The sequence below is a fragment of the Verrucomicrobiota bacterium genome, from assembly GCA_034440155.1.
Lineage (GTDB): Bacteria > Verrucomicrobiota > Verrucomicrobiia > JAWXBN01 > JAWXBN01 > JAWXBN01.
Window position 1 is genome coordinate 1 of record JAWXBN010000129.1, and the last position, 7212, is coordinate 7212.

A 7212-nucleotide genomic window follows, 5' to 3' on the forward strand; every position below is an offset into this window, starting at 1 on the left:
GTAATAAAGCATTTATTGATTTAATCGATGTGCCCCGGGAACAGCTCATTGGCATTTCCTTGTCAGACCTACTCTCCATTACCTATGAAGGGAATGACAGCAGGATTAAACGGTTTGAAGTGAATGAATCTACAAAAACAGGCAATTTCGTTGAGTTTAAAGATATCAAAGAAGACCAGACTTTTGTCTTAAATATTACGCCTACCATCAATAATGGCCATTTTGCATGGCTCTTTTTCTTGCGGAATATGACAGAGCAAAGGGCCATCGAGGTTCAACTGATCCAGTCCGATAAATTAGCGGCATTAGGTGAGATGATCGCGGGTGTCGCCCATGAAATAAACAACCCTCTCACCACAATTATGGGGCAATCGGAATTACTCGGATTAAGCAAAGACCTCGTAAAATCCCAAAAGTCTTCTAAATTAATCCTTCACGAGGCACACCGGGCAGCGCGTATTGTTAAAAACCTGCTTATTTTCTCAAGGTCTCACCTCCCAGAAAAAGTCCCTGTGATCATCAATGAATTAATCGAACAGACTTTGGAGCTTTGGAATTACCAGATCAAGGTCAGTAATATTGAAATCGATAAATACTATAATGCTCAAATCCCGTCCATATTGGTTGATTATTATCAGATTCAACAAGTGATTTTTAACCTCATTCAGAATAGCCAACAAGCTATCGCCTCGGAAAACAAACCAGGCTCCATCCGTATCCATACCGACATCATTAATGATCGTTTTGTCCGGATTGTTTTTGAGGATAATGGCCCGGGGATTCCTGCTGAACATTTAAAAAAGATTTTTAATCCCTTCTTCACTACAAAAACGGTCGGCAAAGGAACAGGCCTCGGACTTTCCATCACTTACGGGATCATCACTGCCCATGGGGGAACGATTACTTGCCAAAGCGAAGCAAATAAAGGAACAATCTTTATTATTGATCTGCCCATTGATTCGGAGGGGACTCCCATGGTTATCGACACGGAGGAAACAGAGTTACCTTCACTACCTCCCCACAAAATAGTTGTTATCGATGATGAGACGGGGATTTTGAATTTTATCAAGGAAGCACTAGAGAATAAGGGCCATCAGGTCAGTATATTTGCTGATGGAGGGGAAGCCCTGCAATATATCAAGAATCATGACTTCGATGTGGTCTTCTGTGATATTAAAATGCCCTTACCCAGTGGCATGGACATATTCCATTCCCTTTCGGATGAAAACAAAAAGAAACTCATCTTTATCACGGGTGACTTGGTAAATCTGCAAACAAAACAATTTGTCGATAAATCTAACCGACCATGCGTGATGAAGCCTTTTACCTCGGTGAATCTTATTAAGGCACTATTGGAGCTTTCAGACCCCAAACATTTCAAGCCCTCGATTCAATAATTTCTTTAAGGACTGACTGCTGGGCGCTCTTCATCTAGCTCAATGTGCATCATGACACCATGTTCTTTATAAGTTTTCAGCCGGAAATGGGTGGATGTAGAAAGTACTCCCCCCAATGTCGAAAGCTTTTCAGAAACAAAAAGTGCGACTTGCTGTAATGAGCGTCCCTCCACAAAAACAAGCAGGTCATAACCACCACTGACCAGATAACAAGATGTCACTTCATCAAATTTACTAATCCTCTCCGCCAGATGGTTAAATCCCCCATCCCTTTCTGGAGTTAGTCTCACTTCGATAATCGCTTCGACTTTTTCATCTTTTTTAACGTCCTCACTCAGGATCGCCTTAAAGGCGAGTAGCTTCTTGTCTTTTTTGAGTTGTTGGAGTTGACGGTAAACCTCATCCGTTTTGATATTAAGAATCTTTGCAAGTGTATCGGGATGTACTAACGAATCTTTTTCGAGCAACTTCAATAAAGTATCCATGGGTTGATCTAAACGGGCACCGTCCCATTTGCCAAGTCAATCCATACCGCTCTTCCTTACCCCCGCTTTTACTCATGCTTACGTTTAAACGCCGAGGTCACCCTCTGAGTATCCCTCTGGACAGCCTTGTCTTTCAGAGTCTCCCTTTTATCACCTTTTGTTTTAGACTTGGCGACAGCGAGCGCGACTTTGATCCGGTTTTGTTTCCAATAAAGTCTGAGAGCGACCAATCGGTTTCCTTTAATGGCAGACTGGGTGAAAAGCTTGGTAATCTCACGGGCATTCAGGAGCAATTTGCGCGCACGTTTAGGGGTATGGTTGTTTAAATTCCCCTTTGCATAGGGTTGAATATCACAGTTATATAAAAAAACCTCTCCTTGCTCAATCCGGGCAACCGCATCCGAGATATTCACCTGCCCTTCACGAATCGACTTTACCTCAGTTCCTTTAAGCACAAGCCCTGCCTCATAAGTATCCAATATCAGATAGTCATGTCTAGCTTTTCTGTTTTCTGTAATGGCTCCATCCATAAAAAAAGCGCCTGGTGACTTTTATCTTTCGTCGACCGGCGCTCCACTTTAATCAAAAAGTCTTTAAAAAGTTACTTCTTTTTGCCCTTTGGGAGTCGTAACCCCGGTAGCTCACCCTCTTCGTCGTGTGACTCTGTGAGAATCAGTTTTTTTTCCATAATTTCCTGCAAAGCGATCTCTGCGTAGGATTTACTGGTCGAAAACACGAGCGGGCGTGATCCGGAATTTAACTGTCTGACCCTCTGGCTGATGGCATTAACCAAAATTTCCGGTGTCAGGTCAGGGCGTTCTTTGATGATTTCTTCGAATTGCAAATTTCTCATGTGTGAATATAGGGGTTAACCGAATAAACGATAAAACCAAGAATCCCCCTTTCCAGCAAGCTGTTTTTCTTAAAGTTTCTTGAAAGCTTGAGCATCCAAATAAGATTGTAAAATATTTTGTGCAGCAACGGAATCAATCTTATCCTTCCGGTTTTTGGCTTTGATTCCTGCATCAGCAAACATCCGGTGCGCGGCAGCCGTCGTGAGACGTTCATCCCAAGCTTCCACCGGCATGGCCAGCTTAGATTTAATCATTTCGATAAATTCGCGGGCCTTCTCGGTGGCGAAACCATAACTGCCATCCATATTCCGGGGCATTCCCACCACGATCAACCCGATTTCCTTTTCAGCAATGATTTCTTTGAGACGGAGAAAAAAACTGTCCAAAGGTTTGGCGCGAATCGCCTCCAAAGGCAACGCCATCATCGCCAATTCATCACTCACCGCGACACCCACACGGGCTGTACCATAATCCAAAGCCATTAGTCTCATAATCTTTTTATCCTTTTACTGATTTGATTGCATCCGATAAGGGCCGGACAAATTCCTCTATCTGAGTAAGAAAATCCGGGGACTTAGAGTGTTTGGCCACCTCGTTGACTATAGCACTCCCCACGACGACCGCATCAGATACCCCTGCGATTTCAGCTGCCTGTTTACTATCGGATACCCCGAAACCAACTGCAATCGGTAATGCCGTATGACTCCGGATTAACTCGGTTCTTTCGGTCAGACTAGATGCCACAGTCTGCTGCATGCCCGTTACACCTTCACGTGAAATATAATAGATGAATCCCGAAGCATTACGGCAAATAAGCGAAATCCTCTCTTCGGGAGTAGTCGGGGCAATAAGACTGATTTGTTTGAGTCCATGTTTTTTCATCAGGATGGCTGCGGAGTCAGCTTCTTCGGGAGGCAAATCCAAAAGTAAAATACCATCCACACCCACTGCTGCGGCCTCAATAATCAGTTTTTCCAACCCCATTTTGTACACAGGATTAAAATAAGTAAAAAGTACGAGAGGAATTTCAGACCTCTTGCGAAACTGCCGAATTCCATCGAGAATCTTAGGAAGACTCGCCCCAGCCTCAAGTGCCCGTTGAGCCGCTTGTTGAATCACTATGCCATCAGCGAGCGGATCAGAAAATGGAATACCCAGTTCCAATAGATCTACGCCCGCTTTTTCAAGGACATCTGCCACTTGAAAACTCGACTCCAAATCAGGATCGCCTGCCGTTATATAGGCAATAAATCCTTTTTTGTGTTCTTTTCTTAATTTTTCAAAAGTGAGGTCAATCCTGTTAGACATTCACCCATTTCTAAGCCTGAAAGTCATTGCGACAAGCCAATTTAAGTAATTTTTTTGTATTTTTGTGTGAAATAAGAGGCTGAGTGTTGACTTTCTTCACTTAATGGAAAAATTTACTTGATAGAGTATCCCGAATCAGTAATGTTAAATCAAATTTTAATAAGGGTGACCTTTTGTATGAAACAGATTGTAACATTAATCATCGGTTTAGCTTCAAGCGCAACAGTTGCTTTTGCCCAACAGGCTATTCCATCTGTCCAACCTCTTCAAGCTGCACCGACTGCTGGTGAATACAAATACAATGCCCAAGACGGTTATTACTATAACCCTCGGACGCCGGAAAATAAAATGACGGTTCGTGAGGCCAAAACCGGCTTTTATATTTCTATGGGTATTGCTGCTGCTGGGAATTTTAATGATGGACTTTATAATGCTAATAACTCGCCCGGTACTGCTGGGGTAAAAGACAGCACGGGTGAGATCACCTACGCCCCCTTTGCTAAGGCTGGTTATATTATCCCCGGACTCTTGGGTGATATGCCTGGTGGTCCAAATTTAGCCTTTGAGTTTGACTTCTCTTATTTCAAACAAGATGTCATGAATTATCAGCAATATCAGAATACTACCGAAAATTTCATGTTTTCTCCTGTCGCACTTCTATCATTTAATACCCTAGAAAACAGGGTTCGTTATTGGATCGGTGCTGGTCCTACTTTAGACCTCCAGTATTTGAATGCCCCATCCACGATCAATGGACTAAATGTACAAGCCGATTCAAGCAAGCTCGGTATCGGACTGATTGCTAAAGTCGGTGTGGAATACTTCTTCCTTCCCCGTTGGGCTGTGATGAGTGAATACGCTTTTTATTGGGTTCCTCAAACAACTTACGGTTATAATATTGGGGCCACAGGCGGAAACCTCGAGCTCGAAAATCTGTTCAGTAACCAGCTCCGTTTTGGTGTCAGCTACCATTTTTAATGCTTAAATCACCCCATTTTCCTAAAGCCCTCTTATCGTAAGAGGGCTTTTTTATTACCTGAAATTAAACTTCTTTTTGCTCTTATGGCCAAACTCAACGGACAAATTCATGATATCGTCATTACCGACATGGCTTTCGGAGGGGATGGTGTCGGACGGATCAATGGGCAGGTCGTTTTCATCCCATTTGTCATCACGGGTGAAACCGTTAAAATCAAAATCATCTCCGAAAAAAAAGGGATACTCCGGGGCAATTTGCTCGAGGTTTTAATCCCTTCCCCCCACAGGATCACCCCAAAATGTAAAGTATTTGGTTCCTGTGGCGGATGCCAATACCAGCATATTGATTATCCAGAGCAAATTGCACTAAAGACCAAACAAGTCACTGATTGCCTCGAAAGGATCGGAAAAATCCCTGCTCCACCGGTAAAAAAAATGATTTTATCCCCGCTGGTTTATCATTACCGGAATAAAATCACGGTGCATACCCGCGGGGGCTTAACCGGTTTTCTGGATACTTCTGGTTCAAAAATCGTAACAATCCAGGATTGCCCACTGGCGGATGAGGGAGTGAATACGAAATTATCGGCATTCCTCCTGAAGAATGACCCACCCGAAGGTGATCACGCCTTCCGCAACTTGCCTGGTGAGGCTCATACCCTCGCCCCACAGGCCTTCTACCAGACAAATACGCAGATACTGCCCGGACTGCTTTCCTTGGTCGGTAATTTGCTCCCGGGCACGGGGGATACACTCATCGATACGTATTGTGGTGCGGGATTTTTCACTTTCGAATTCTCCCCGCGTTTTTTGAAAGTCGTAGGGATCGAGCTAGAGCCAAGAGCAATCTCAGCAGCCCTCGCACGGAAAAATCAGGAATCGACTAAAAATATCGAGTTTATTGCCGGTGCTGTGGAATCCGTCCTCCACGATGTCTTGGCCCCACATCAGAAAAATAACGTCACACTCATCCTAGACCCTCCAAGGACCGGCTGCGAACCCCGGGTCATTGAAATCCTCCAAATTCTCCCGCCCCAAGAAATCATCTACGTATCTTGTAACCCGTCCACCCTCGCCCGCGACATCCAAAGACTGCATCCGAAATTCGAACTCCTCTCGATCACCCCCATCGACATGTTCCCCCAAACCTCCCACATCGAGTGCGTGGCTCATTTAGTGCGGACTTCTTGAAACGCTGAAAAACAAAGACTGATTATAGGGAGGAAGGCAAGATTTGCGTGAGCACTTCGTATAACCTCCCCCCCTTACTTTAAAGAATCTTTTACCTCTTGCCATGCCCACATGATATTTTGTTCGATGCCGGGGAGAATGAGTAGCTGGTCGGGGCCCGACACCTTACTTTGCCATTCCTGACACAAAAGCGGATCCATCCCTGGGAGGATAACCTTAACCTTTTGGAACCTCGGATGCTCGACCGCAGATGGGGGAGGTGCCAAGGAGGGGATAATCACCAAATAATCAGCCGCCTGATAACTTTCCAAGATTGCCGGGAGTTGATCAATATGCCCACCCGAGATGATCACTCGGTCGAGCCCTTCAAATTTCCCCAGTTTTTTATCCGTACAAATAAGCAGCTCTAAATGGTGTAACTCGGCCAGCTCCCGCATGGCATGCCCATAATGACTCCCCCAAACCCTTGAATCGATAAAAACCAACCATTTCTTAGACGGATTCGAGGTATCCTTCGGACATATCCTGATTATTTGTCCGTCAGGGGATTCTTGCCCCAACAAGACATTCCCTCATCGAAATATTTGAAGGAATGTTGGACACCGTTGAATAAATAATGTGGGGGTCCTGCCCCAAACCCCCGGAGTAAATCGCATTCCGAGCAATGCAAAACTCAAGGGAAACAAACTAAAAAACAACGCCGTTCCGCCCGCAGAAAACTAGCTTATTATTCAGTAATATCGCTTTCCTAATCCTCTGACGCACACGGCAGTAATCCGTGTGCCGTTTTTATATTACTCTTTAGTTTCATACGCAAAATCAGAAATCATTCCAGGTTTTATATTATCACAGAAAATGATTAAATCAGGATTAATTAAGGGTAACCCCTTTGAGTTTTTACCTTCAAAAGTTATTATATAATATTTACTTCCAGCCCCCCCTTCTGGATATAAAATTCTCATCCTGATCAAAACCTGGTTCATATTATTAATTTTTTTA

At 44.1% G+C, this 7212-nt stretch carries 10 protein-coding genes; 3 read left to right on the forward strand and 7 right to left on the reverse strand.

Annotation, left to right across the window (positions count from 1 at the left end; genetic code table 11):
• On the forward strand, window positions 1-1397 hold a 1397-nt coding region (locus SGI98_13050; GenBank protein MDZ4744330.1), incomplete at its 5' end, for an ATP-binding protein.
• Between the two features lie 5 nt (window positions 1398-1402).
• Here the strand turns inward: SGI98_13050 and SGI98_13055 are convergent.
• From SGI98_13055 to trpA, 5 genes are all read right to left on the reverse strand, one after another.
• Window positions 1403-1882 (reverse strand): Lrp/AsnC family transcriptional regulator, encoded by a 480-nt coding sequence (locus tag SGI98_13055; GenBank protein ID MDZ4744331.1) that lies wholly within the window; start codon window positions 1880-1882, stop codon window positions 1403-1405.
• 68 nt (window positions 1883-1950) lie between these two features.
• On the reverse strand, window positions 1951-2412 hold the full coding sequence (gene smpB, locus SGI98_13060; GenBank protein ID MDZ4744332.1) for an SsrA-binding protein SmpB: 462 nt from the start codon (window positions 2410-2412) through the stop codon (window positions 1951-1953).
• 71 nt (window positions 2413-2483) lie between these two features.
• Window positions 2484-2735, reverse strand: a complete 252-nt coding sequence (locus SGI98_13065; protein ID MDZ4744333.1) for a DNA-directed RNA polymerase subunit omega — start codon at window positions 2733-2735, stop codon at window positions 2484-2486.
• A gap of 69 nt (window positions 2736-2804) precedes the next feature.
• On the reverse strand, window positions 2805-3227 hold the full coding sequence (gene ruvX / locus SGI98_13070) for a Holliday junction resolvase RuvX (GenBank protein MDZ4744334.1): 423 nt from the start codon (window positions 3225-3227) through the stop codon (window positions 2805-2807).
• Window positions 3228-3234: 7 nt separating this feature from the next.
• Entirely contained in the window at window positions 3235-4044 is an 810-nt protein-coding gene (trpA, locus tag SGI98_13075; protein ID MDZ4744335.1) for a tryptophan synthase subunit alpha, read from the reverse strand.
• A gap of 177 nt (window positions 4045-4221) precedes the next feature.
• Here trpA and SGI98_13080 point away from each other — a divergent pair, with 177 nt between their 5' ends.
• Together SGI98_13080 and SGI98_13085 are read left to right on the forward strand one after the other, a co-directional pair.
• Window positions 4222-5022 carry an outer membrane beta-barrel protein gene (locus SGI98_13080; GenBank protein ID MDZ4744336.1) on the forward strand — a complete coding sequence of 267 codons (801 nt, stop codon included), beginning with the start codon at window positions 4222-4224 and terminating at the stop codon, window positions 5020-5022.
• Between the two features lie 84 nt (window positions 5023-5106).
• On the forward strand, window positions 5107-6213 hold the full coding sequence (locus tag SGI98_13085) for a class I SAM-dependent RNA methyltransferase (GenBank protein MDZ4744337.1): 1107 nt from the start codon (window positions 5107-5109) through the stop codon (window positions 6211-6213).
• A 74-nt stretch (window positions 6214-6287) separates the two neighbouring features.
• Here the strand turns inward: SGI98_13085 and SGI98_13090 are convergent, their stop codons facing one another.
• Both SGI98_13090 and SGI98_13095 read right to left on the reverse strand, forming a co-directional pair.
• Entirely contained in the window at window positions 6288-6773 is a 486-nt protein-coding gene (locus SGI98_13090) for a hypothetical protein (GenBank protein ID MDZ4744338.1), read from the reverse strand.
• Window positions 6774-7007: 234 nt separating this feature from the next.
• Window positions 7008-7212, reverse strand: a 205-nt coding sequence (locus SGI98_13095; protein MDZ4744339.1) for a hypothetical protein, incomplete at its 5' end; no start/stop codon positions are given.